We start from the raw sequence: 21,962 nt of genomic DNA, 5'->3' as shown, positions 1-21,962 counted from the left end.
GCGGCGCCGGTGGCCGTACCGGGCCGGAAGCCGTGCGGCAGGAACGGGTCAGAAGCCGTGCGGCAGGAACGGCGCGGTCCCACTCGACAACGCCGTCGAGACCGCCCGCAGCACACCGGAGGAGGGGCGCTCCTCGGCCACCAGGCCGGCGTCCGCCAGTGCCCCCAGGGACGTGCCGCCCAGGTAGGCGCTGCCGAGTTCGCGGACGGACAGCGCCAGGTCGGCGGCGTCCCGCGTGGGCTCGCACACCGCTCCTTTCTCGTCGCCCGACAGCCGCCAGTTCCCGGTGTTCCACGGGCAGAAGTCGTCCTCGACCCGCAGCACCGCGTCCACGGGTGCGGCGTAGGTGCGGGCGGCCAGTGCGGCGCCCACGTCCACCGGGCGCAGGTAGAGGGAGTCGGTGTTCAGCCGGGTGGTGCACCGGCGGATGTTCTCCACCAGGTGCTGCCAGGGGTCGTCCAGCGGCCGGTTGTCGGAGACGACCCAGGTCGTCAGGTCGATGTCGAACAGGAACTGCCACAGTGCCGCGTACCCGGCCGGGTCGAGGGCCTCCAGGTCCCGCAGCTGCACCTCGCCGTCGGGCGCGTCCGACTCGGTCCAGCGCGTCCTGACCGCGTAGCGGGCGTACGCCACCGGCTCCCCGTCGCGCAGCGCCACCACGCAGCGCAGGGGCGAGGCCCCTTCGCGCAGGCGCTCGGGATCGAGCAGGGGCTCGCGCTCCCATCCCGGGCGCCTCTCCAGCATTCCCGGGCGCCGGGGCACCGCCCGCGCGTACACCGCCTCGCACTCCGCCACCAGCGACGCCGCCTCGTCCGACTGCCGCAGCCGCAGCTTCGCCGCCTCGGCGGCCAGCGGAGCGGGCAGCCGCAGCCCGGCCCTGCTGGTGTCGATCCGCACCGCCAGCGAACGGACCGCCAGGCCGTACCCGAACCGCCCGTAGATCGGCGCCTCCGACGCCGTCAGCGCCGCCAGCGGCTCGGTGCCCGCCGCCCGCACGTCGTCCAACTGCCGCCGCATGAACGACCGCAGGATGCCCCGCCTGCGGTGGGTGGGCGCCACACTCACCATCGTCACCCCCGCCGTCGGGACGAGCGCGCCGCCGGGCACCGCCATCCGGAAGGAGAACAGCCCCGCGGTGGCCACCGGGCGGCCCTCGTCCCACACCCCCAGACAGCGTTCCGTCTCGGTCAGCGAGCGGCGCAGCTCCCGCTCCTCGGCGCTGTCGGTACTGGCGAAGGCGCTCAGCAGGCTGTCGTACCAGGCGTCCCATTCGGAGTCCTGGAGAACTCGCGGTTCCGTTGTCATACCGCCATCCCTAGCAGCGGATTCGAACGGGAGCGAATGTTTTTGTCCCCGCGCGCACCGCCCCGTTGGCCGGACGGCACCGGGCACCCGACCCCGCCGCCCCGCCGGGAATCGACGGGTCACCGAGCGGGTGGCTAGGCTCCCTGGGCATGGCGGAACGCCGCGCGGGACCCTCCACTGCGACGACCCGGTCGCACCAGGCGCTCAAGGCCTGGCACCGGGTCCGCACCAACCTGCGCAGATCCGCCGTCGACTACTTCCGCGGCGGCGCCTCGGACCGGGTGGCGCTGACCGGACTGCTGCTCACCGTCCCGGCGTTGACCTGCGCCACCGTCGTCACCCCGCTGTGGTGCGCGCCCGAGGCGCTGGTGCTCCCGCTGATCGCCGGCGGGCTGCTGCTGCGCCCCGCCAGCCTGCTCGCCCTCTACGCCGCGGCCGCCGTGGCGCTCATGGTCGAGTCGATGCTGCTGGAGCCCTGGAAGACCGGTGACGAGGCGGGCCGCGTCACACCCGGCACCATCCTGGTGGTCGCGGCGGCCGGGCTCTCCGGCCTCCTCGTCGCGCAGTTCCGCAGCCGCGTCGGGGTGCCCTGGCGGCGCGGCGGCACCATGCTCTTCGACCTGCGCGAACGCATCCGCGTCCAGAGCAAACTGCCGAAACTGCCCGCCGGCTGGCACCACGAGATGGCGCTGCGCCCGGCGGGCGGGCAGTCCTTCTCCGGGGACTTCGTCGTCGCGGCCCGCACCGGCCCCGCCCGGCGCACCCTCGAACTCGTCCTGACCGACGTCTCCGGCAAGGGCATGGACGCCGCCTCCCGCGCCCTGCTGCTGTCCGGCGCGTTCGGCGGGCTGCTCGGCTCGCTGCCGCCGCACGACTTCCTCCCCGCGGCCAACGGCTATCTGCTGCGTCAGTCCTGGGAGGAGGGATTCGCCACCTCCGTCCACCTCGTCCTGGACCTCGACACCGGCGACTTCGAGCTGCTGTCCGCCGGGCACGTCCCCGCGATGCAGCTCCACGCCGGGTCCGGCAAGTGGGAGGAGAAGGCCGCCGAGGGCCCGCTGCTGGGCGTCTACGACGGTGCCGAGTTCGAGCCCGTGCGGGGCACGCTGCGCTCCGGCGACGTCCTGATGCTCTTCACCGACGGGCTCGTGGAGACCGCCGAGCGCGACCTGACCGAGGGCATGGACCGCCTCACCGGCGAGGCCGACCGCTACGTCGCCACCAGCTTCCACGGCGCCGCCTGGCACCTGATCGAGTCGGTGGCCCGCGACGTCAACGACGACCGTGCGCTGCTGCTGATCTGCCGCGACTGACCGCCGCCCGGCGCCGCCCCGCCCCCGCCCTGGAGCCGGCCCGAGGCCCGGTAGGGGGGCTGTCCCCACCCCAGGACGGTGGCAAGCGGGATGGTCCCGCCTCACCCCTGATCCGTACGTTCGAGGTGCCACCCAAAGCGGATCACCCGGACGGAGACCAGCATGCGCGAGAACACCCGGCAGCCGGAGGCGGCACCCGGCCTCAGGGCGTACGGCGCCGTGGAGTTGCGCGCGGTCACCCGCCGCTACGGCCGCACCGTGCACGCCCTGCGCGGCATCGACCTCTCGCTGCCGTACGGCACCTTCACCGCCGTCATGGGGCCCTCCGGCTCCGGCAAATCGACGTTCCTCCAGTGCGCCGCCGGACTCGACCGGCCCACCTCCGGCTCCGTGCACCTGGCCGGGACCGACCTCGGCGCGCTCGGCGAGAACAAGCTCACCGCACTGCGCCGCACCCGGCTCGGCTTCGTCTTCCAGGCGTTCAACCTGCTGCCCTCCCTGACGGTCGAGCAGAACGTGCTGCTCCCGCTGCGACTGGCCGGGCACCGTCCCGAGGGGCACCGCGCCGCCCGGGTGCTGGCCCAGGTCGGCCTGGAGGGGCACGCCCGGCGCCGCCCCGACCAGCTCTCCGGCGGCCAGCAGCAGCGCGTCGCCCTCGCCCGCGCCCTGGTCACCTCACCCGAGGTGATCTTCGCCGACGAGCCCACCGGCGCCCTCGACACCACCACGGCGGCCGAGATCCTCGCCCTCCTGCGCGCCGCCGTGGACACCCCGGCCGACGCCGCGGGCCCCGGCGGCACCGGGGCGACCGTCGTCATGGTCACCCACGACCCGACGGCCGCAGCGCACGCCGACCGCGTGCTCTTCCTGGCCGACGGCCGCCTCGCCGGCAGCCTGGAGCGCCGCCCCGGCGAGAACGTCCCACAGCGGGCCGACCGGATCGCGGCCCGCATGGCCGACCTCACCGCCCGCCGGACGGGTCCCGCCGCGCACCCCGCGCCGCAGGCCGCCCCGGAGCCCGTCGCATGAGCCCGCACACCCCCGGGCCCCGGCGCCGCCGGGTGGCGCCGCGCGTTCCGCTGCCCAACGGGCTGGCCCGCGCCGCCGTCCGCTTCGCCCCCGTCTCCTTCGCCGGCACCTTCGTGGCCCTCGCCATGACGGCCATGCTCACCTCGGCCTGCGGCTTCCTCGCCGACACCGTCGCCCTCGACCGCCTCGTCGCCCGCGGCGCCCGCGTCGGGCTCGGCGACCGGATCGGCATCCGGCTGCCGGACGGCACCGAGGCGCACCCCCGGGTCACCGCCCTCTACACCCGGGGCGCCGGCCTCTCCCCGGTGACCCTCCCGCGCACCGCCCTGGAGGGGCACGTGAGTTCGCCCTACGACACGGAAGTGCTGGTCCGCCGGGAGCGGGGCGCCGACGTCGCCCACGTCTCCCGCGCCCTCAGCGCCGTCGGGGAGGTCGCCGGCAAGGCCGCCTACACCCACGCCGCCGACCGCGACCGGGAGGTCAACCGCTGGGGCAACCGCGTCCTGGCCCTCGTCCTGGGCGGCTTCGCCGCCGTCGCCGCGGTCAACACGCTGGTGATGACCGTCGCCGAACGCCGCCACGAGGTGGCCGCGCTCCGGCTGATCGGCGCCACCCGCGCCCAGGTGCTGCGGATGCTCCGCTGGGAGGCGGCGGTGGTCGCCGCCTCCGCCCTCGCGCTGGGTACGGGGATCGCCCTGCTGACGCTCCACCCCATGATCGACGGCCTCTACGAGGCGCCCCCCTACATCCCCCCGCTCCTCTACACGGCGATAGCCGCCACGGTGACCGCCCTCACCTTCACCGCCACCACCCTCCCCGCGAGAGCGGCCCTACGCCGCTAGAACCCCCGGCCCCCGCCGGGACGGTTCCCCCTGATGGGCCGGTGGAGTCCGGCGGTACCGCCCGACCGCGCGGCCCCGGCGCACTGGCGCCCCGGCGCACTGAGGCGTCGGGGTCTCGCCGTCGCGGCGGGGACGAGGTGCCGTCCCGGCGGGGACGAGGTGCCGCGGAAGGGACAAGGTGGACACGGTGCCATTCCCACGCGAACAAGGTGCCGTCGCCGACAGGAGCCGGGCCTTCCCGGGCGGGAGCCGGGCCGCAACAAGGGCGGGGGTGGGGGAGAGGGTTACCGCTTGCGGTGGGAGGCGGGCCTGCGGGCCGGGTCACCGCCCTCCGCGGAGGAGGACTCCCTCTTGCGGGCGAGAGCCCCAGGATCCCGCTTGAAGAACCAGTCCATCTTCGGCTCGATCATGAACTTGAAGAGCCGGGTGACCCACGGAGTGCACAGCACGGTCATCATCAGGGCGGCCAGCGCGGTGATGGCGACCCGGCTGAGCGGGTGGTCGACCCAGTCCATCTCGTACCAGTCGAACTGCCGCGAGCTCTGGATGAAGAAGATGTGCAGCAGGTACGCGTACAGCGTGCCCGCGCCCAGCGCGGTGAACCACATGTGCCGCCGCGGCACCCAGGACATGAAGCAGGCGGTCATCACCAGGCCGCAGCCGAAGAGCGCGAGGTACATCACGGCGCCCGCCCAGGAGGGGACGCCCATCTCGGCGGCGGACTTGTCGTGCAGGAACCATGCCTTGGACATCCGGGGCACGGCCCAGTAGGCGAACGCGACGGTGCACAGGGTGACCGGCACGGCGAGGTAGCGCGTCTGCTTGCGCTTGACCAGCTGGAAGTGGTGGGGGCGCAGCTGGAGGCCGAGCACGAAGAAGGGCAGGAACTGCGCCACGCGCATCAGGTCGAGGTCGCTGCTCATCGAGGGCGTCACGCTGGCGGCCGCCCCGATCGCCAGCGCGACCGGCACGGGCCAGCGCAGGTTCTTCCACAGGGGCGTCGTCAGGCGCCAGATGAACAGCGCGCACAGGAACCACAGCGCGAACCCGGGCTCCTGGAAGTGGAACTCGCGGTCCGGGTCGTCGTTGGCCCAGCGCATGAAGAAGGTGTAGATGACCTGGATCGCCAGGTAGGGGACGACGACCCCGGTGATCAGCCGCTGGACCTGCTTGGGCTTGCCCTCGAAACTCCGGGACAGATAGCCGGAGATGATGATGAAGGCCGGCATGTGGAAGGTGTAGAGGACGAAGTACAGCGCTTCGGCCGTACGGCTGTCCTCGCGCAGCGGGTCCCACGCGTGGCCGATCCCGACGAGGACGATCGTCAGGTACTTCGCGTTGTCGAAGAAGGGGTCCCGCTGCTTGGCTGCTGGTTTCTTCTGTGCCTTCGGGGGCTGTGCCTTCGCAGGTCGCTCCGGAGACGCCGGTGGCGTCTCGGAGGGGGACTCCTGGCGGACGGGGGGGAGCGGCGCCCGCTCATAACCAGCGTGCAACATCTGCCGCACCATAGCGCTTGGACCTGGGACCCGTAAATTCTCGTCCTGGTCGTTGTTCCCGCGTCCGTACGGGCTAATTCCCCTTGCAGGGGACCGATGCTGACGGACCGTGGCGCGAATGTTCGGTTTGTCGTCCGATGTCCCGCATAAACGGGTCGTATGGGGTCGGTGTCCCGTCCCGCTCTTGTCCGCTTTGGTGCGGCTTCGCACCCCTGTGAGTGAGGCCACAATTCCTGGGCGCCGTCCAGGAATTCGCAGACCGGATGCGGTGCGGCACGCGGTGCCGAGATTATTGCACCAGGTGCACATATGCCGCGCAGCGTATTGATCGCGCCGAATTGATGGCCGAATTGCGGACGTACCCCACCGTGTGCGGGCGGCCTCACGCCCCTCCCGCGCGCGAGGGGCCCCGCAGGCGGGTGAGCGTTCGGCCGCCAACCGGGACGATTCACCCGCTGATGGTCCCGACGAGTGGTCACCCGGCTCCTCTGCGGCTCCAGTTGGTGGCACGATGGGTCCGCGCGGGGGTGTGGCCACGAGGGCAGGCCCCCAGGCCGGGTGAGGCGTTCCGACCATGAGGGTGTGAGCAGTTGTGGCCATCTCGCTGTCCGTCGTCCTGCTGTTGGCAGTCATCCTGGTGGTAATGATCCGGAGCAAGTCCATCAAGCCGGGCCCGGCGATCGTCGCCATACTGTTCGGCTTCTTCCTGGCGTCCACCGGGATGGCGCCGTCGATCAACCGCTTCCTGAACTCGATCGCGCACACGATCAACCAGATCAGCCTCTAGCGGCGCCCGCGGGCGGCAGGGGCCGGCCTCCGGCGGCCCGGACGGCGTCCGGCCCGCGGCCCGGCGCGTACGCGTACCGGCTCCTGTTCCGCGCCGTCTTCCCGCGGGACCGTTCCGCTGGGACTGTTCCGCCGCGGTGTGCCCCTTCTCCTGGGGCCCTGACGCCCCTTCCCCTGGGGCCCTGACACGGAGCGTCCCCCTCCGTCACCGCGCGTCCCCGCACGTCCCCGTACGTCCTCCGTCAGGCGCCCTTTCCGGGCGGCCCGGGACGACGTCCGGAGGCCCGGTCCGCCTCCCGGAAGCCCCGTACGACGAAGGCCCGGCCCCCTTCGAGGGGCCGGGCCTTCGTGCCGCGAGCGGGCGACGGGAATCGAACCCGCGTAGCTGGTTTGGAAGACCAGGGCTCTACCATTGAGCTACGCCCGCGTGACCCGGAACGACTGCCGGATCGGCACAAGCCGCATCCTACGACATGTACTCTACGTGTCGCACCGACGGGGTGTGGCGCAGCTTGGTAGCGCGTCCGCTTTGGGAGCGGAAGGTCGTCGGTTCGAATCCGGCCACCCCGACCACGTACTATGAAAGACGCGCGTGCCTGTGTCGTGTCTGCATGCATACGGGGCGCAGCCAAGTACCAGCAAGACCTCCAATGCCAGCCCCAAGGAGACCGACCGTGAAGAGCGCCGTAGAGACTCTGAACCCCACCCGGGTTCGGCTCACTGTCGAGGTGCCCTTCGAGGAGCTCAAGGACAGCCTCGACGCGGCGTACAAGAAGATCAACCAGCAGGTCAGCGTCCCCGGCTTCCGTAAGGGCAAGATCCCCGCGCGCCTGATCGACCAGCGCTTCGGCCGCGGTGCCGTCCTCGAAGAGGCCGTCAACGACGCGCTGCCGAAGCTCTACCAGTCCGCCGTCGAGGAGGGCGAGCTGAACGTGCTCGGCCAGCCCGAGGTGGACATCACCGAGCTGAAGGACAACGAGCTGCTGGCCTTCACCGCCGAGGTGGACGTCCGCCCCGAGATCGAGATCCCCGACTACTCGGGCATCGAGGTCGAGGTCGACGCCGTCGACGTCTCCGACGAGGACGTGGACAAGGCCGTCGAGCAGCTGCGTGAGCGCTTCGCCTCCACCACGGTGGTCGAGCGCGCCGCCGCCGAGGGCGACGTCGTCAAGGTCGATCTGGAGGCCCGGGTCGACGGCGAGGTCCTCGAGGACGGCGTCGCCAACGGTGTCGACTACACCATCGGCTCCGGTGAGCTGCTGGACGGGATCGACGAGGCCGTCACCGGCCTGGAGGCGGGCGGCTCCGCCACCTTCACCTCCGAGCTGAAGGGCGGCTCCGGCGCCGGCAAGGAGGCCGAGGTCACCGTCACGGTGCAGAGCGTCTCCTCCCGCGAGCTGCCGGAGCTGGACGACGAGTTCGCCCAGCTCGCCAGCGAGTTCGACACCCTGGAGGAGCTGCGGGAGGACAGCCGCAAGCGGCTGGCCGACCAGAAGAAGTACGAGCAGGCGACGCAGGCCCAGGAGAAGGTGCTCGACGCCCTGCTGGAGCTGACCGAGGTGCCGATCCCGGAGAAGCTGCTCGCGGACGAGATCGAGAGCCGCAAGCACAACCTGGTCAACCACCAGCTCGCCCAGCTCGGCCTCGACCTCGGCTCGTACCTGAAGATGCAGGACAAGTCCGAGGAGGAGTTCGACGCCGAGCTCAAGGAGCAGGCGGAGAAGGGCATCCGGACCCAGTTCGTCCTCGACGAGCTGGTCAGCAAGGAGAAGCTCAACGTCAGCCAGGAAGAGCTGACCGAGCACCTGATGCGCCGCGCCCAGTCCTCCGGGATGAGCCCCGACCAGTTCGCGCAGGCGGTCGTCGAGGGCGGCCAGGTGCCGGTCCTCGTCGGTGAGGTCGCCCGCGGCAAGGCCCTGGCCACCGTCGTCGAGGCCGTCACCGTCAAGGACACCAACGGCGAGGTCGTCGACCTGAGCGACGACGAGGCGGACGAGGCCGACGCGACCGACGAGACGGCCGCCACGGAGGAGGCCACCGGGACGGCCGGGGCCGACGCCGAGGGCACCGGGGCCGACGCCGAGAAGGCCGGCGCCGACAAGGCCGAGGGCTGACCCGGCCGGACCAGACCCGCGAACGGGGGGCGCCGGGGCGCGCGAGAGCACGCCCCGGCGCCCCCGTCCGGTTCCCGGGCCCGCTCCGGGCGGGTCCTGGGGGGCACCTGCGCTCACAGCGAAATGCGCTCTGACCGGGATGGCTGCCGCCGGGTGGCGCGTTAGGGTCCCCAGTAGACGAAGACCCCAGTGACGGCCAGCTTCGCGTGGCCGTCCGGACACGAGCAGGTGGACACGTGACGCTTCCGATGCCTTCCGCCGCCGGCGAGCCCAACTTCGGTGGTGGCCTCGGCGACCAGGTCTACAACCGGCTGCTCAACGAGCGCATCATCTTCCTCGGCCAGCCGGTGGACGACGACATCGCCAACAAGATCACCGCCCAGCTCCTTCTCCTGGCCGCCGACCCGGACAAGGACATCTTCCTGTACATCAACAGCCCAGGCGGTTCGGTCCAGGCGGGCATGGCGATCTACGACACCATGCAGTACATCAAGAACGACGTGGTCACCATCGCGATGGGCCTGGCGGCCTCCATGGGCCAGTTCCTGCTGACCGCCGGTACGCGGGGCAAGCGGTTCGCGCTGCCCAACGCCGACATCCTCATCCACCAGCCCTCCGCCGGCCTGGCGGGCTCGGCCACGGACATCAAGATCCACGCCGAGCAGCTGCTGCGCACCAAGAAGAGGCTGGCCGAGCTGTCGGCCGCGCACAGCGGTCAGACCGTCGAGCAGTGGACCCGCGACGCCGACCGGGACCGCTGGTTCACCGCCGAGGAGGCCAAGGAGTACGGCCTCATCGACGAGGTCTACGGCAGCGCCGCCCAGCTCCCGGGTGGCGGCGGAACGGGCGCGTGAGCCCCGCCACAGCGCCGCACGGCACCCGCCCCGACCGCAGCCACCAGCTCATCCCCAGGAGAACCTCCCGATGACCTCATTCCAGACGGGCCCGCGGGCCGAGTTCACCGGCATCGCGCCCGAGTCCCGGTACGTCGTCCCGCGCTTCGTCGAGCGCACCTCGCAGGGCGTACGGGAGTACGACCCGTACGCGAAGCTCTTCGAGGAGCGCGTGATCTTCCTCGGCGTGCAGATCGACGACGCCTCGGCCAACGACGTCATGGCGCAGCTGCTGTGCCTGGAGTCGATGGACCCCGACCGGGACATCTCGGTCTACATCAACTCCCCGGGCGGTTCCTTCACGGCGCTGACCGCGATCTACGACACGATGCAGTTCGTCAAGCCCGACATCCAGACGGTCTGCATGGGCCAGGCGGCCTCCGCCGCGGCCGTGCTGCTCGCCGCCGGCACCCCCGGCAAGCGGATGGCGCTGCCCAACGCCCGCATCCTCATCCACCAGCCCTACAGCGAGACGGGGCGGGGCCAGGTCTCCGACCTGGAGATCGCGGCCAACGAGATCCAGCGGATGCGCGACCAGCTGGAGGACATGCTGGCCAAGCACTCCACCAAGGACCGCGAGACCATCTCCAAGGACATCGAGCGCGACAAGATCCTCACCGCGGAGGAGTCCCTCGAGTACGGGCTGATCGACCAGATCGTCACGACCCGGAAGTCCTCCGTGGGAGTCTGACGGGTACGCACAGGCGACCCGTGACCCCTTGGGACGGCACCGGGCCGGCGCGAGAAGTGTCGGTCGGGTCGTTCCAAGGGGGGCCCATTCCGGCGGCCCGGCAAGGTACCGTCGGAGAGCACGTACCTCGGTCCGTATCCCTGACGGATCCCAGGCGAAGGGGAAGCTCCTCGTGGCACGCATCGGTGATGGCGGCGATCTGCTCAAGTGCTCGTTCTGCGGCAAGAGCCAGAAGCAGGTGAAGAAGCTCATCGCGGGTCCAGGTGTGTACATCTGCGACGAGTGCATCGACCTCTGCAACGAGATCATCGAGGAGGAGCTTGCCGAGTCCTCCGAGGTGCGCTGGGACGAGCTGCCCAAGCCCCGTGAGATCTACGAGTTCCTCGAGGGCTATGTCGTCGGCCAGGAGGCCGCCAAGAAGGCGCTGTCGGTGGCCGTCTACAACCACTACAAGCGCGTGCAGGCCGGTGAGAACGGGCAGGGCCGGGACGACGGCATCGAGCTGTCGAAGTCCAACATTCTGCTGCTGGGCCCCACCGGTTCCGGCAAGACGCTGCTGGCCCAGACGCTCGCCCGGATGCTGAACGTCCCCTTCGCCATCGCCGACGCCACGGCGCTCACCGAGGCGGGCTATGTCGGCGAGGACGTCGAGAACATCCTGCTGAAGCTCATCCAGGCGGCCGACTACGACGTCAAGAAGGCCGAGACCGGCATCATCTACATCGATGAGATCGACAAGGTCGCCCGCAAGAGTGAGAACCCGTCGATCACCCGGGACGTGTCCGGGGAAGGCGTCCAGCAGGCGCTGCTGAAGATCCTGGAGGGCACCACCGCCTCCGTTCCGCCGCAGGGCGGACGCAAGCACCCGCACCAGGAGTTCATCCAGATCGACACGACGAACGTGCTGTTCATCGTGGGCGGCGCCTTCGCGGGGCTGGAGAAGATCATCGAGTCCCGCGCGGGTGCCAAGGGCATCGGCTTCGGCGCGAACATCCGCTCCAAGCGGGAGCTGGAGGCGAGCAACCAGTTCGAGGAGGTCATGCCGGAGGACCTGGTGAAGTTCGGGATGATCCCGGAGTTCATCGGCCGCCTCCCGGTCATCACCTCGGTGCACAACCTCGACCGCGAGGCGCTGCTCCAGATCCTCATGGAGCCGCGGAACGCGCTGGTGAAGCAGTACCAGCGGCTGTTCGAACTCGACGGCGTGGAGCTGGACTTCGACCGCCCCGCGCTGGAGGCCATCGCCGACCAGGCCATCCTGCGCGGCACCGGCGCCCGCGGCCTGCGCGCCATCATGGAGGAGGTCCTCCAGTCGGTGATGTACGAGGTGCCCTCGCGCAAGGACGTCGAGCGCGTCGTGATCACCGAGGAGGTCGTGCACTCCAACGTGAACCCCACGCTGGTCCCGCGCGCCCGCGGCAACGGCGACCAGCAGCGCCACGAGAAGAGCGCCTGAGCGCCCCGGCCCGCAGGACACCACACCACATGCGGAAGGGCCCGCCCCCTCGGGGCGGGCCCTTCCGCATGTGGTGTGGTGTCCTGCGGGGGCCTTCCTGGGCTCCGCTCGCCCCGGGGCCTACTTGGGCACCGTCACCTCGTCCTTGACCCGGGCCGTGACCGCGGCGAACTCCTCCAGATCGATGCTGTCCGGGGACGAGTTGGCGACGCTGACCTCCAGCACCGTCGCCGCCGTCGACTCGTCCGCCCAGGCGCAGGCGGGCGCGTACACCCCGACGCCGCCCTGGGAGAGCCGCGTCAGCTGGCAGGAGATCTCCACGTCACCGGAGCCCGGGGTGAACTCCCGGCGCTCCCCGACGACCTCGCCCGCCTGGCTCTGCCGCATGCCGTCCAGCATGTCGTCGCGCATCTTCGCGGAGGAGACGTCGATGTCGCCGTACGCGCCGGAGATCGCCAGCCCGCCGGCCGTCGGGCTGCCCGACGGATCGGCGGAGTAGGTGGCGACCTTGGCCGTGCCGTCGCCGGGCAACTCGTCCTGGAGCTGCCGCTCCTGCTGCTCGACCTGCGCGTTGCCGTCCATGCGGTGGTACTTGCCGCTCTCCAGCGTGGCGGGGAACGCGATCTTCTCGGTGCCCTGCGGTGTGCCCGACCGGACCAGCGCGGCGATGCCGAACAGCATCCCCGCGACCACGACCAGACTGCCCAGCACGATCGCCGTGACGGCACCCGCGCCCAGCGCGCGGCGGCGCGGCGGCGGTGGTGCGGGCGGCCACGCCCCGTACGGGCCGGGGGCACCGTAACCGGGTCCGGGAGGCGGCCCGTAGGGGCCGCCTCCCGGACCCGGAGGCTGCTGGCCGTACCCGCCCGCGTTGTACGGTCCGGGTGGCTGGCTCATGCTCGGTCAGCTCACTTCTCGACGCGGGCGTCGTTGAAGACCTTCGCGGTGGTCTCGGCGGTGCCGTCGATGTCCTTGTCGCCCTGGAGGACGACCTGGCCGATGGTGCTGCCGTCGGCCCAGACGCACGCGGTCAGGGTCTGGGACATCACCGTGTAGGACTGGCACTTCATGACGTCGCCGTCGAAGTCGGACGGCGAGACCTCCTGCGGGTCGCCGGCCGTCTTGCCCATGGACTTGAGGTCGTCCTCGGCCTGGTCGAAGACCCAGTCCACGGCCTTCTCCGGGTCGTCGACCGAGCCCGAGGCGCCGATGAACTGCATCTTCTTGGCGCCGGAGAGGTAGTTGGCGCTGACGGCCTCGTCGGCCGACATGCCCGGGATCTTGTCCTCGCTCTTGCCGAAGGCGCCCTTCTTGCCTTCCTCGTGGTTGCCCGAGCCCTGGCGCTTGAAGTCGCCGGCCACCGTCTCGGGAGTCGTCAGCTTGTACTCGGTGCCGCCGATCACCCCGAAGGCGAACAGCCCGCCGATCACGGCGCCGACGACGACCAGGGCACCCACGACGATGCCGATGGTCTTGCCCTTGCCGCCGCCGCCCTGGGGCGGCATCGGCATCCCCGGCTGCTGGCCCGGCTGTCCGTAGGGCGCGCCGCCCTGCGGCGGCTGGCCCTGCTGGGGGTAGCCGTAGCCCGGCTGCTGGGGCTGGCCCTGCTGCGGGTAGCCGTAACCCGGCTGCTGCGGCTGGCCCGGAGCGCCACCGTAGGGGCCGGGCTGACCCGGCTGCTGCGGCTGCTGACCGTACGGCCCCGACTGGCCGTAGGGGCCTGGCTGGTTGTGGCTCATGGTGGCGCTTCCCCTCGTTGACTCGCTTTCACGCGCTCGGACATCTTGACGGATGCACGACGAGAACGCCGCACCGGGCGCCGAATCGGAGCCCGGTGGGAACACAATCGTGAAGAACCCCCGCTGAGTTGTCCGGTTGCGTCCGGAAGGTCCCCGCCGCACGGCCGGGCCGCACGGCGGGGAACAGCGGGGGAGGGGTCACACGCCAGGTGGCGGCGGGGTCACGCGAGCGGCACGCGCACGTCCTTGCGGACCTTGGCCGTGGTCTCGCCGGCCTGGGAGACCGGGGTGCCCTTGCCGCTGAGGATGTCACCGGGGGAGGCGGTGATCACGAAGCCGATGGTGCTGTGGTCGCCCCACATGCAGAACGGCATGGTGAAGCCGTCGATGCCGGAGGAGTTGCCGGGAGGCGCGGTGAACTTCACCTTCTGGCACTTCATCACGGCGTCGTCGCCCAGACCGGCGGGGTGGACCTCCTGCGGTTCGCCGTCGAGTTCGGCCTTGCCGCCGCCGGAGGTGTCCGGGTCCTCCTTGGCCTCCTTGGCCACCATCAGCAAAGCGGCGTTGACGACCGCCTCCGGGTTCTCGATCTCGCCGTAGACGCCGCCGAAGTTCAGCTCCTTCGCGTTGACCCCGGTGCCGCTGTCCTTGTAGCTGGCGGACACGTTCTTCGGGTCCTTGACGCCGAACTGCTCGAACTTCTGCTTGTCGGACTCGCTGAACCCGGTGGAGGAGTTGTTCTCCGATCCCGGCTTCTTCTCGAACTCCGTGGCGACCGTCTGCGGGGTGATCAGCTTGTACTTCTTGCCGTCGTCGGCGACCGAGGAGCCGCCGCCCCCGCCCTTGCCGTCCTTGTCGTCGTCGCCGCCGGTGAAGACGAGGACGCCGCCTATCACCGCGCCCACCAGGACCAGTGCGCCGACGATGATGCCGATGGTCTTGCCCTTGCCGCCGCCGCCCTGGGGCGGCACCGGCATCCCCGGCTGGCCGGGCTGGCCGTAAGGACCGGGCTGGGCGTAAGGGCCGGGCTGCCCATAGGGACCGGGCTGTCCTGGCCCGCCCGGCTGCTGCCCGCCGGGCTGCTGCTGGGGGAAGCCGTAGCCCTGCTGGGGCGGCGGCCCGGGGGGCTGCTGCGGGGCGCCCGGCTGCTGCGGGTAGCCGTAACCGGGCTGATTGGGGGCGCCGCCGTAGGGGTTGGCGCCGCCCGGCTGCTGGGGCTGCTGTCCGTACGGACCCGGCTGCTGACCGTAGGGCCCCGGCTGCCCGCCGTACGGGCCGGGCTGGTTGTCACTCATGGCGGCGCTTCCCCTCCGTGAACATGTAGTCGAATGCGCTCCGCTCATAGTGACGGATGGCGCCGGAAGGCGCTGCACCGGTCCTCAAACCGATTCGAGACCGGGACATGGGCGCCCGTACACTGGCGGTCGTGACCGACAACACTCAGCAGAGCCCGGAAGCGAACGGGCCGCACAGCGCCACCCCCGCAGATCTGCCGACCCAGTACACGCCGGCCGACGTAGAGGGGAAGCTGTACGAGCGCTGGGTAGAGCGGGGCTACTTCGAGGCGGACGCCAAGAGCGAGAAGCCGCCGTACACCATCGTCATCCCGCCCCCGAACGTCACCGGCTCCCTCCACCTCGGCCACGCGTTCCAGCACACCCTCATGGACGCCCTCACCCGCCGCAAGCGGATGCAGGGTTACGAGGCGCTGTGGCTGCCCGGCATGGACCACGCGGGCATCGCCACCCAGAACAAGGTCGAGCAGCAGCTCGGCGAGGAGGGCAGGTCCCGCCAGGACCTCGGCCGTGAGGCGTTCGTCGAGCGCGTGTGGCGGTGGAAGGAGGAGTACGGCGGCAAGATCCTCGGCCAGATGCGGCGCCTGGGCGACGGCGTCGACTGGAGCCGCGAGCGCTTCACGATGGACGAGGGCCTCTCGCGCGCCGTCCAGACCGTCTTCAAGAAGATGTACGACGACGGTCTGATCTACCGCGCCGAGCGGATCATCAACTGGTGCCCGCGCTGTCTGACCGCCATCTCCGACATCGAGGTGGAGTACCAGGAGGACGACGGCGAGCTGGTCCAGCTCAAGTACGGCGAGGACGGCGACGGGGCGGGGACGGTCGTCGTCGCCACCACGCGCGCCGAGACGATGCTCGGTGACACCGCGGTGGCCGTCCACCCCGACGACGAGCGCTACCGGCACCTGATCGGCAAGCGGATCAAGCTGCCGCTGACCGACCGCACCATCCCCGTCGTGGCCGACTCCCACGTGGACCCCGGGTTCGGCACCGGCTGCGTCAAGGTGACCCCGGCGCACGACCCGAACGACTTCGAGATCGGCCGCCGCCACGACCTGCCCCTGCTGACGGTCATGGACGAGCGCGGCGTCATCACCGCGCACGGCCCCTTCCAGGGCCTGGACCGCTTCGAGGCACGCTCCGCGATCGTGGCCGCGCTCCGCGAGCAGGGCCGCGTCCTGGAGGAGAAGCGCCCCTACGTGCACAGCGTCGGTCACTGCTCCCGCTGCGGGACGACGATCGAGCCGCGGCTGTCCATGCAGTGGTGGGTCAAGGTCACCCCGCTCGCCGAGGCCGCCGGCGACGCGGTCCGCGACGGCCGTGTGAAGATCCACCCGGCCGAGATGTCCTCCCGGTACTTCGACTGGGTCGACAACATGCACGACTGGACGATCTCCCGCCAGTTGTGGTGGGGCCACCGCATCCCGGTCTGGTACGGCCCCGAGGGCGAGGTCGTGTGCGTCGGCCCCGACGAGGAGCCTCCGGCCGGCGAGGGCTGGCGCCAGGACCCGGACGTCCTGGACACCTGGTTCTCCTCAGGACTGTGGCCCTTCTCCACCCTGGGGTGGCCGGACCGCACGCCGGACCTGGAGAAGTTCTACGCCACCGACGTCCTGGTCACCGGTTACGACATCATCTTCTTCTGGGTCGCGCGGATGATGATGTTCGGCATGTACGTGATGGAGGAGCCGCCCTTCCACACCATCGCGCTGACCGGCCTGGTGCGCGACGAGCACGGCAAGAAGATGTCCAAGTCCTTCGGCAACGTGGTCGACCCGCTGGACTGGATGGACGCCTACGGCTCCGACGCGCTGCGCTTCACCCTGGCCTCCGGCGCCAACCCCGGCACCGACGTGCCGATCGGCGAGGACTGGGTCAAGGCGTCCCGCAACTTCGCCAACAAGGTCTGGAACGCCACCCGCTTCGCGCTGATGAACGGCGCCACGGTGGCGGGCCCGCTGCCGGATCCGGCCGAGATGGCCGCCACCGACCGCTGGATCCTCTCCCGGCTGAACGAGGTCGTGGCCGAGGTCGACGGCTACTACGAGGACTACCAGTTCGCCAAGCTCTCCGACGCCCTGCGGCACTTCGCCTGGGACGAGGTTTTCGACTGGTACGTCGAGCTGTCCAAGACCACCTTCGCCAAGGGCGGCAGGCCCGCGGAGGTCACCCGCCGCGTCCTGGGCGAGGTGCTGGACGTGACGCTCCGGCTGCTGCACCCGGTCGTCCCGTTCGTCACCGAGGAGCTGTGGACGACGCTGACGGGCGGCGAGTCCGTCGTCGTCGCCGGCTGGCCGGCGGACTCCGGCTTCCGCGACGCGGACGCCGAACGGGAGATCGCCACCGTCCAGCAGGCGGTCACCGAGGTCCGCCGCTTCCGCGCCGACCAGGGCCTCCAGCCCGGCCAGAAGGTCCCCGCCGACCTCGACCTGGCCGGTACGGCGCTGATGGCCCACGAGGACGCCATCCGGCAGCTGCTGCGCCTCCAGCCGGCGGGGGAGGGCTTCCAGGCCACCGCGTCGCTGCCGGTCGCCGGCGCGACCGTCAGCCTCGACCTGTCCGGGGCCATCGACGTGGAGGCCGAACGCAAGCGCCTGACCAAGGACCTGGCCGCCGCCGAGAAGGAGCTCGCCCAGACCGGGGCCAAGCTCACCAACGAGGCGTTCCTCGCCAAGGCGCCCGAGCACGTGGTGGAGAAGATCCGCGGCCGCAAGGCCGCCGCGGAGGCCGACATCGCCCGGCTGCAGCAGCAGTTGGAGCGGCTCGGCTGACACCCCGTCGCCGGGGGAGCCTCACGGTCGCGATGCGGCGCGCGGCGAGCGCCGGGTGGCCCTCGGGCCCGGCTGCCGGTTCGTCGCCGGCCGCCCGGGTCTCGACGGCCACCCGGACCCCGTCGCCGCCGTGCCGGCCACCAGCCGCAGGGTGAGCGAGGCGGCACGTTCGGGGGCGCCCTCCCGCTGGCGAGGGCGAGGGCGCGGGCGCTGGAGAGGGGGCCGGGGGCCCGGCGACCGGCATGCCAGCAGGTTATGCCGCCATGGCGCGGCCTGCCCTCACACGGCGCTCTTCCGGAAGGCGGGCCTCAGCGGGCCGCGGCCGCGCGGCCCGGTGCGGCCGCGCGGCGGTGGCGTCCGTTGTCCACAGGGGGGCCGGGGGCGGTCGTGCTCTTCCGTAGACTTGTCCGCGTGAGCGACGAGCCCCAGCAGCCCCACGAACCCGATCCCTCGTCCGAGTCGTCCGACCCCGCCGAGTCGCCCGACGCCTTCGAGGCGATCGTCGGCGAAGAGACCGACCGCGATCCGGACCTCGCGGTGATCGAGGCGGGCAGCCGCACCCTGCGGGCCCAGGCCGGACCCCCGCAGCCGGACGTGGTGCCGGGCCGGCCCGAGGACCCGGAGCTGGACCGGGCGCTGCGCGAGGTGGAGGAGGAACTGGCCACCCGCTGGGGCGAGACGAAGCTGGACCCCTCGGTCAAGCGCATCGCCGCGCTGGTGGACGTGCTGGGCGAGCCGCAGCGCTCCTACCCCTCCATCCACATCACCGGCACCAACGGCAAGACGACCACGGCCCGCATGATCGAGGCCCTGCTCGGCGCCTTCGAGCTGCGCACCGGCCGCTACAGCTCCCCGCACGTGCAGTCGGTCACCGAGCGCATCAGCATCGACGGCGCCCCGGTCTCCGCCGAGCGCTTCATCGAGACCTACCGCGACATCAAGCCGTATGTGGAACTGGTCGACGCCCAGCAGGACTACCGGCTCTCCTTCTTCGAGGTGCTGACCGGCATGGCGTACGCGGCCTTCGCCGACGCGCCCGTGGACGTGGCCGTCGTCGAGGTCGGCATGGGCGGCACCTGGGACGCCACCAATGTGATCGACGCGAGCGTCGCCGTCATCACCCCCATCTCGCTGGACCACACCGACCGGCTCGGCGACACGCCCGAGGCGATCGCGGTGGAGAAGTCCGGCATCATCAAGCCCGACGCCACCGTCGTGCTGGCCCAGCAGCCCGTCGAGGCCGCCTCGGTGGTGCTGAAGAAGGCCGTCGAGGTGGACGCCACCGTCGCCCGCGAGGGCATGGAGTTCGGCGTCGTCTCCCGCCAGGTGGCCGTCGGCGGCCAGCAGCTGACGCTGCGCGGGCTGGGCGGCGAGTACCCCGACATCTTCCTTCCGCTGCACGGCGCCCACATGGCGCACAACGCCAGCGTGGCCCTGGCCGCGGTCGAGGCGTTCTTCGGAATCGGCCAGCAGCACGCCCGCACCCTCGACATCGACGTGGTGCGCCAGGCGTTCGCCTCCGTCTCCTCGCCCGGCCGCCTGGAGCTGGTGCGCACCAGCCCCTCGGTGGTGCTTGACGCCGCGCACAACCCGGGCGGGGCGCGCGCCACCGCCGAGGCCGTCAGCGAGGCGTTCGGCTTCAGCCGGCTGGTCGGCGTCGTCGCACCCACCGCGGGCAAGGACGTGCGCGGCCTGCTGGAGGCGTTCGAGCCCGTCTTCGCGGAGGTCGTCGTCACCCGCAACTCCAGCCACCGCGCCATGGACGTGGACGAGGTGGCCGCCCTCGCTGTCGAGGTCTTCGGCGAGGAGCGGGTCCAGGTGGAGCCGCGGCTGGACGCGGCGCTGGAGGAGGCGGTCACCCTCGCCGAGGAGGCGGGCGAGTACGCGGGGGCCGGCGTGCTGGTCACCGGCTCCGTCATCACGGTCGGCGAGGCCCGGCTGCTGCTGCGAGGGAGGCGCTAGATGCGAACGCTGTGTGCGTCCACGCTGATCGGGGAGTTCTTCGTCATCGGTTTCGCCGGATTGGTCGCGATGCGAACGAGTGACCTTTCGACCGCCACGGTCTGGACGGTCAGCGGCATCGCGATGGTGCTGTGCGTGCTGCTGTGCGGCGTGCTCACCCGTCCGGGTGGCGTACAGCTCGGCTGGGTGCTCCAGATCGCCCTGATCGCGAGCGGTTTCGTCGTTCCGGTGATGTTCTTCCTCGGTGCCTGTTTCGCGGGGCTGTGGTGGGCTTCGGTGCACTTCGGGCAGAAGATCGACGAGGCCAAGGCCCGGTTCGCCGCGCAGTCGGCTGCCGAGGGTGCCCCTGAGCCGGACGCTGTGTGAAAGGCGCCCCGCTCACCCATGTAGCCTCTTGAGACCGCCGGGCTTCGAATCCGCGTCGGAGCGCTCGGCCTGGCGGCCTCTGCCCTCCCCCGGGGGTGCCTCCCAGTGGTCGTGGGGGGACTTCGGCCGGGAGGTGCCGCAGCTGTCTGCCGACCAGCCAAGGAGCACCGCACCATGAGCCAGCGCACCCTCGTCATCCTCAAGCCGGACGCGGTCCGCCGCGGACTTGTGGGCGAGATCATCGGCCGTATCGAGCGCAAGGCGGGCTGGTCCGTCACGGCCATGGAGCTGCGGACGCTGGACCGGGCCACGCTGGAGCAGCACTACGCCGAGCACGAGGGGCGCCCCTTCTACGAGCCGCTGATGGAGTTCATGGCCTCCGGCCCCTCCGTGGTCATGCTGGTCGAGGGCGAACGCGTGATCGAGGGCATCCGGGCGCTGGCGGGGCCGACCGACCCGATCGGGGCCCCTCCCGGCTCGGTGCGCGGCGACTTCGGCACCATCGTGCGGGAGAACCTCATTCACGCCTCGGACTCGGAGGAGTCCGCCGAGCGCGAGCGGAAGATTTTTTTCCCGAGCTTTGCCTGAGGCGGAGTCGACCACCTGGGACGGAAGAGGCGGCAAGGCCGCCGGATGAACGCCCTCAAGGGCGGTCTCCGACACGACGTCACCATTACGGTGGCCCATCCCACTTCCGCCGACAATGGCGGAGGAACCGTCTCCACGTGTTCGAGCAAGCGCGTCTACGATGGAACCCGCGCGCTTTGAGCATGCCGGCGCGTACCCACATCCTTCCGTAGCCGCACACCACATCGCCCCACTTGGAAGGCCAGACGCATCCATGGGAACCAACATGTCGTTCATCGGCCGTGATATGGCTGTCGACCTCGGGACCGCCAACACGCTGGTGTACGTCAGGGGTCGCGGGATCGTCCTCAACGAGCCGTCCGTCGTCGCGATCAACACCAACACAGGCGGAATTCTCGCGGTCGGCGCCGAAGCGAAGAAGATGATCGGCCGCACCCCTGGCAACATCGTCGCCGTCCGGCCCTTGAAGGACGGCGTCATCGCCGACTTCGAGATCACCGAGCGGATGCTCCGCTACTTCATTCTGAAGATCCACAAGCGGCGTTATCTCGCCCGGCCCCGGGTCGTGGTGTGTGTGCCCTCCGGCATCACGGGGGTCGAGCGCCGCGCCGTCATCGAGGCGTCCACCCAGGCGGGTGCCCGCCAGGTGCACATCATCGAGGAGCCGATGGCCGCGGCGATCGGCTCGGGCCTGCCCGTCCACGAGGCCACCGGCAACATGGTGGTCGACATCGGCGGCGGCACCACCGAGGTCGCCGTGATCTCGCTGGGCGGCATCGTCACCGCCCAGTCCATCCGGGTGGCCGGCGACGAGCTGGACAACGCGATCATCCAGCACATCAAGAAGGAGTACAGCCTTCTGCTCGGTGAGCGCACCGCCGAGAGCATCAAGATCACCATCGGTTCGGCCTACGACCTGGAGAAGGACGAGCACACCGAGATCCGGGGCCGCGACCTGGTCAGCGGGCTGCCCAAGACCGTGGTGATCTCGGCGGCCGAGGTCCGCAAGGCCATCGAGGAGCCGGTCAACGCGATCGTCGACGCGGTCAAGACCACCCTCGACAAGTGCCCGCCCGAGCTGTCCGGTGACGTGATGGACCGCGGCATCGTGCTCACCGGCGGCGGCGCCCTGCTGCGCGGCCTGGACGAGCGGCTCCGCCGCGAGACCGGTATGCCCATCCACATCGCCGAGGACCCGCTGGACTCGGTGGCGCTGGGTTCGGGCAAGTGCGTCGAGGAGTTCGAGGCCCTCCAGCAGGTGCTCGACGCGCAGCCACGCCGCTGACCGCCATTCCGCCGGGATGGCACCCGGC

At 71.1% G+C, this 21,962-nt stretch carries 18 protein-coding genes and 2 tRNA genes; 14 read left to right on the top strand and 6 right to left on the bottom strand.

Annotated elements, in window-relative coordinates:
* Positions 1–48 precede the first annotated feature (48 nt).
* Entirely contained in the window at positions 49–1,305 is a 1,257-nt protein-coding gene (locus tag FM076_RS11075) for a GNAT family N-acetyltransferase (RefSeq protein ID WP_173869889.1), read from the bottom strand.
* Between the two features lie 149 nt (positions 1,306–1,454).
* Between FM076_RS11075 and FM076_RS11070 the strand changes: the two genes are divergently transcribed.
* The 3 genes from FM076_RS11070 (at position 1,455) to FM076_RS11060 (ending at position 4,489) form a co-directional block, all read left to right on the top strand.
* On the top strand, positions 1,455–2,618 hold the full coding sequence (locus FM076_RS11070; RefSeq protein ID WP_173869887.1) for a PP2C family protein-serine/threonine phosphatase: 1,164 nt from the start codon (positions 1,455–1,457) through the stop codon (positions 2,616–2,618).
* 162 nt (positions 2,619–2,780) lie between these two features.
* On the top strand, positions 2,781–3,647 hold the full coding sequence (locus FM076_RS11065) for an ABC transporter ATP-binding protein (protein ID WP_173869885.1): 867 nt from the start codon (positions 2,781–2,783) through the stop codon (positions 3,645–3,647).
* On the top strand, positions 3,644–4,489 hold the full coding sequence (locus FM076_RS11060) for an FtsX-like permease family protein (protein ID WP_173869883.1): 846 nt from the start codon (positions 3,644–3,646) through the stop codon (positions 4,487–4,489). The genes FM076_RS11065 and FM076_RS11060 overlap by 4 nt, the downstream gene beginning before the upstream one ends.
* Positions 4,490–4,773: 284 nt before the next feature.
* Here FM076_RS11060 and FM076_RS11055 read toward each other — a convergent pair whose 3' ends face one another.
* The gene (locus FM076_RS11055) at positions 4,774–5,997 is read right to left on the bottom strand and encodes an acyltransferase family protein (protein WP_173869881.1); all 1,224 of its coding nucleotides are present in this window, start codon (positions 5,995–5,997) and stop codon (positions 4,774–4,776) included.
* A 580-nt stretch (positions 5,998–6,577) separates the two neighbouring features.
* Between FM076_RS11055 and FM076_RS11050 the strand changes: the two genes are divergently transcribed.
* A complete protein-coding gene (locus FM076_RS11050) occupies positions 6,578–6,772 on the top strand; it encodes a hypothetical protein (protein WP_173869879.1) in 195 nt (64 codons plus the stop codon).
* A 355-nt stretch (positions 6,773–7,127) separates the two neighbouring features.
* Here FM076_RS11050 and FM076_RS11045 read toward each other — a convergent pair.
* Positions 7,128–7,198 (bottom strand) — tRNA-Gly (locus tag FM076_RS11045).
* 69 nt (positions 7,199–7,267) lie between these two features.
* On the opposite strand from FM076_RS11045, the gene FM076_RS11040 reads away from it, so the two are divergent.
* From FM076_RS11040 to clpX, 5 genes are all read left to right on the top strand, one after another.
* Positions 7,268–7,344 (top strand) — tRNA-Pro (locus tag FM076_RS11040).
* A gap of 101 nt (positions 7,345–7,445) precedes the next feature.
* Complete coding sequence (gene tig / locus FM076_RS11035) at positions 7,446–8,885, top strand: trigger factor (protein ID WP_173869877.1); 1,440 nt, start codon at positions 7,446–7,448, stop codon at positions 8,883–8,885.
* 248 nt (positions 8,886–9,133) lie between these two features.
* Complete coding sequence (locus tag FM076_RS11030) at positions 9,134–9,739, top strand: ATP-dependent Clp protease proteolytic subunit (protein WP_173874662.1); 606 nt, start codon at positions 9,134–9,136, stop codon at positions 9,737–9,739.
* Between the two features lie 70 nt (positions 9,740–9,809).
* Entirely contained in the window at positions 9,810–10,469 is a 660-nt protein-coding gene (locus tag FM076_RS11025) for an ATP-dependent Clp protease proteolytic subunit (RefSeq protein ID WP_173869875.1), read from the top strand.
* A gap of 172 nt (positions 10,470–10,641) precedes the next feature.
* A complete protein-coding gene (gene clpX / locus FM076_RS11020) occupies positions 10,642–11,925 on the top strand; it encodes an ATP-dependent Clp protease ATP-binding subunit ClpX (protein WP_173869873.1) in 1,284 nt (427 codons plus the stop codon).
* Between the two features lie 120 nt (positions 11,926–12,045).
* Here the strand turns inward: clpX and FM076_RS11015 are convergent, their stop codons facing one another.
* From FM076_RS11015 to FM076_RS11005, 3 genes are all read right to left on the bottom strand, one after another.
* The gene (locus tag FM076_RS11015) at positions 12,046–12,822 is read right to left on the bottom strand and encodes a hypothetical protein (protein ID WP_173869871.1); all 777 of its coding nucleotides are present in this window, start codon (positions 12,820–12,822) and stop codon (positions 12,046–12,048) included.
* A gap of 11 nt (positions 12,823–12,833) precedes the next feature.
* Positions 12,834–13,664, bottom strand: a complete 831-nt coding sequence (locus tag FM076_RS11010; RefSeq protein WP_173869869.1) for a hypothetical protein — start codon at positions 13,662–13,664, stop codon at positions 12,834–12,836.
* Between the two features lie 221 nt (positions 13,665–13,885).
* Positions 13,886–14,959, bottom strand: a complete 1,074-nt coding sequence (locus FM076_RS11005; protein ID WP_173869868.1) for a hypothetical protein — start codon at positions 14,957–14,959, stop codon at positions 13,886–13,888.
* A gap of 131 nt (positions 14,960–15,090) precedes the next feature.
* On the opposite strand from FM076_RS11005, the gene FM076_RS11000 reads away from it, so the two are divergent.
* The 5 genes from FM076_RS11000 (at position 15,091) to FM076_RS10980 (ending at position 21,934) form a co-directional block, all read left to right on the top strand.
* Positions 15,091–17,733, top strand: a complete 2,643-nt coding sequence (locus tag FM076_RS11000) for a valine--tRNA ligase (protein ID WP_173869866.1) — start codon at positions 15,091–15,093, stop codon at positions 17,731–17,733.
* Positions 17,734–18,144: 411 nt separating this feature from the next.
* Positions 18,145–19,695, top strand: a complete 1,551-nt coding sequence (gene folC, locus FM076_RS10995; protein WP_173869864.1) for a bifunctional tetrahydrofolate synthase/dihydrofolate synthase — start codon at positions 18,145–18,147, stop codon at positions 19,693–19,695.
* Positions 19,696–20,061: a DUF4233 domain-containing protein gene (locus tag FM076_RS10990; protein WP_173869862.1), complete on the top strand. Its 366-nt coding sequence runs from the start codon at positions 19,696–19,698 to the stop codon at positions 20,059–20,061.
* A gap of 174 nt (positions 20,062–20,235) precedes the next feature.
* A complete protein-coding gene (ndk, locus tag FM076_RS10985; protein WP_173869861.1) occupies positions 20,236–20,649 on the top strand; it encodes a nucleoside-diphosphate kinase in 414 nt (137 codons plus the stop codon).
* 265 nt (positions 20,650–20,914) lie between these two features.
* Positions 20,915–21,934, top strand: a complete 1,020-nt coding sequence (locus FM076_RS10980; protein WP_016468964.1) for a rod shape-determining protein — start codon at positions 20,915–20,917, stop codon at positions 21,932–21,934.
* The last annotated feature ends 28 nt before the right edge of the window (positions 21,935–21,962 follow it).

Source organism: Streptomyces albus subsp. chlorinus, from assembly GCF_013302895.1.
Classification (GTDB): domain Bacteria; phylum Actinomycetota; class Actinomycetes; order Streptomycetales; family Streptomycetaceae; genus Streptomyces; species Streptomyces chlorinus.
Note: the sequence above shows the minus strand (reverse complement) of the source record. Positions and strands in the feature narration are given on the sequence as shown.

Excerpts from the sequence above, each read along its gene's own strand:
- FM076_RS11075 (WP_173869889.1), bottom strand. The coding sequence starts at position 1,305 with ATGACAACGGAACCGCGAGTTCTCCAGGACTCCGAATGGGACGCCTGG.
- FM076_RS11070 (WP_173869887.1), top strand. The coding sequence starts at position 1,455 with ATGGCGGAACGCCGCGCGGGACCCTCCACTGCGACGACCCGGTCGCAC.
- FM076_RS11065 (WP_173869885.1), top strand. The coding sequence starts at position 2,781 with ATGCGCGAGAACACCCGGCAGCCGGAGGCGGCACCCGGCCTCAGGGCG.
- FM076_RS11060 (WP_173869883.1), top strand. The coding sequence starts at position 3,644 with ATGAGCCCGCACACCCCCGGGCCCCGGCGCCGCCGGGTGGCGCCGCGC.
- FM076_RS11055 (WP_173869881.1), bottom strand. The coding sequence starts at position 5,997 with ATGGTGCGGCAGATGTTGCACGCTGGTTATGAGCGGGCGCCGCTCCCC.
- FM076_RS11030 (WP_173874662.1), top strand. The coding sequence starts at position 9,134 with ATGCCTTCCGCCGCCGGCGAGCCCAACTTCGGTGGTGGCCTCGGCGAC.
- FM076_RS11025 (WP_173869875.1), top strand. The coding sequence starts at position 9,810 with ATGACCTCATTCCAGACGGGCCCGCGGGCCGAGTTCACCGGCATCGCG.
- FM076_RS11015 (WP_173869871.1), bottom strand. The coding sequence starts at position 12,822 with ATGAGCCAGCCACCCGGACCGTACAACGCGGGCGGGTACGGCCAGCAG.
- FM076_RS11010 (WP_173869869.1), bottom strand. The coding sequence starts at position 13,664 with ATGAGCCACAACCAGCCAGGCCCCTACGGCCAGTCGGGGCCGTACGGT.
- FM076_RS11005 (WP_173869868.1), bottom strand. The coding sequence starts at position 14,959 with ATGAGTGACAACCAGCCCGGCCCGTACGGCGGGCAGCCGGGGCCCTAC.
- FM076_RS10990 (WP_173869862.1), top strand. The coding sequence starts at position 19,696 with ATGCGAACGCTGTGTGCGTCCACGCTGATCGGGGAGTTCTTCGTCATC.
- ndk (WP_173869861.1), top strand. The coding sequence starts at position 20,236 with ATGAGCCAGCGCACCCTCGTCATCCTCAAGCCGGACGCGGTCCGCCGC.
- FM076_RS10980 (WP_016468964.1), top strand. The coding sequence starts at position 20,915 with ATGTCGTTCATCGGCCGTGATATGGCTGTCGACCTCGGGACCGCCAAC.